We start from the raw sequence: 1,684 nt of genomic DNA, 5'->3' as shown, positions 1-1,684 counted from the left end.
GGAGCCGCATGTGCAGATGCCACCGCCGGCTGCGGCCGACCCACTGGAACAGGCTCAAGCGCTGTTTGCCGATGGGCGTATCAGCGATGCCGAAGCGCTGCTGGTCGCGCTGTTGGGCGAGGACAACACCAACGCCGCTGCGCTGATCCTGTACGCGCGCTGCCTGGCCGAACGCGGCGAACTGGGTGAAGCCCAGACTGTGCTGGATGCCGTGAAGAGCGATGATCACAAAGCCGCGCTCGCCGGGGCCAAGGCACAGATCACTTTCCTGCGCCAGGCTGCCGACCTGCCCGACGCCGCCGAGCTGAAAAGCCGCCTGGCGCAAAACCCGCAGGACGATGAAGCGGCCTATCAACTGGCGATTCAACAACTGGCACGCCAGCAATACGACGCGGCGCTGGAAGGTTTGCTGAAGCTGTTTATCCGCAATCGCAGCTACAGTGAAGGCTTGCCGCACAAGACATTGCTGCAGGTGTTCGAACTGCTGGGCAATGACCATCCGCTGGTCACCGTCTATCGCCGCAAATTGTTCGCCGCGCTGTACTAGGCGCCGACCCAGCTGTACAGCGGCGTATCGGCGCCGCTGGCCACTTTCACATTGGCACTGTGCCGCAAGCGCACCAGCAAGCGCTTGCCGGACGCAGCATCGCCGGCCAACCCTTCCAGTTGATCCAACAACTCCAACCCGCTGAGCTGCCCGGCTTTGCGCAATAGTTCCTGGGCGCTCTGCCACAGATCATCGGTCTGTTTGACTGGCGCAACGGATGTCGCCGTTGGCGCGGGGGCAGCCTGCAACTGTGCGCCCAACCGAGCCCAGTCGCCCTCGTCGAGTTCCAAGGTCAAATCCACCGGCAGATCGCCGACCGTTCCACGAATTCGCAACATCGTCCTTACTCCTGCATTTTTCTGACAGGCATGCTCCCACGCGACTTGCGCAACGCCAAGCGGGCGTTCAAACTCCCGGCATTATTGTTATAAGATCACATAACAAAACTTTCATGTTCTGGAGCCCTCTCATGCGTCGTCTGCTGCTCGCTTTGCCGTTTGCCCTGCTGCCACTGGCTGTCGCCCACGCTCACGACGATCACGAGCATGAACACGGCAGCCTCGGCGCCCATGAACATGGCGTTGGCCGCCTTAACGCCGTACTCGACGGACAGGCACTGGAGTTGGAGTTTGACAGCCCGGCCATGAACCTCGTGGGCTTCGAACACCAGGCCACTACCCCAGCCGACAAAGCCAAGGTCGCGGCCGCACGCAAACAGCTGGAGAACCCACAGGCCCTGTTCAGCCTGCCCAAGGGCGCCGGCTGCGTGGTCAGCACCCAAGAACTCAACAGCCCGCTGTTCGGCGACAAACCTGAAGCCGATCATGACGACGACGATGACGACCACGCCACCGACGGCAAAGGCGCGGCCGCCCACGAACATCATCACGACCACAGCGAAATCCACGCCCACTATCAGTTCACTTGCGCCACACCGACGGCGCTGAGCAATCTGGACCTGACCCAGGTGTTCAAGACCTTCCCCACCACCCAGAAAATTCAGGTACAACTGATCGGCCCGAGCGGCCAGCAAGGTGTTGAAGCGACGAGCCAGGCAGCCACCCTCAAATTCTGATTTGAAAACCCAATCACTGTGGGAGCTGGCTTGCCTGCGAAAGCATCGACACGGTGTTACTG

The 1,684-nt window shown here is 61.2% G+C and carries 3 protein-coding genes; 2 read left to right on the top strand and 1 reads right to left on the bottom strand.

Annotated features, from left to right (window positions below):
* Positions 1-547: tetratricopeptide repeat protein (locus ACRESD_RS10375; RefSeq protein WP_431750827.1), on the top strand; the 547-nt coding region annotated here is incomplete at its 5' end.
* Here the strand turns inward: ACRESD_RS10375 and ACRESD_RS10370 are convergent.
* Positions 544-885, bottom strand: a complete 342-nt coding sequence (locus ACRESD_RS10370) for a hypothetical protein (RefSeq protein WP_431750826.1) — start codon at positions 883-885, stop codon at positions 544-546. The two genes, ACRESD_RS10375 and ACRESD_RS10370, sit on opposite strands and share 4 nt — an antisense overlap.
* A gap of 131 nt (positions 886-1,016) precedes the next feature.
* Between ACRESD_RS10370 and ACRESD_RS10365 the strand changes: the two genes are divergently transcribed.
* The gene (locus ACRESD_RS10365; protein WP_431750825.1) at positions 1,017-1,622 is read left to right on the top strand and encodes a DUF2796 domain-containing protein; all 606 of its coding nucleotides are present in this window, start codon (positions 1,017-1,019) and stop codon (positions 1,620-1,622) included.
* The last annotated feature ends 62 nt before the right edge of the window (positions 1,623-1,684 follow it).

The sequence above is a fragment of the Pseudomonas sp. genome (assembly GCF_050739995.1).
Classification (GTDB): Bacteria; Pseudomonadota; Gammaproteobacteria; order Pseudomonadales; family Pseudomonadaceae; genus Aquipseudomonas.
This window is presented reverse-complemented; position numbering and strand designations above follow the sequence as displayed.

Bases quoted from the DNA above. Each gene is read 5' to 3' on its own strand.
- ACRESD_RS10370 (WP_431750826.1), bottom strand. From the start codon at position 885: ATGTTGCGAATTCGTGGAACGGTCGGCGATCTGCCGGTGGATTTGACC.
- ACRESD_RS10365 (WP_431750825.1), top strand. From the start codon at position 1,017: ATGCGTCGTCTGCTGCTCGCTTTGCCGTTTGCCCTGCTGCCACTGGCT.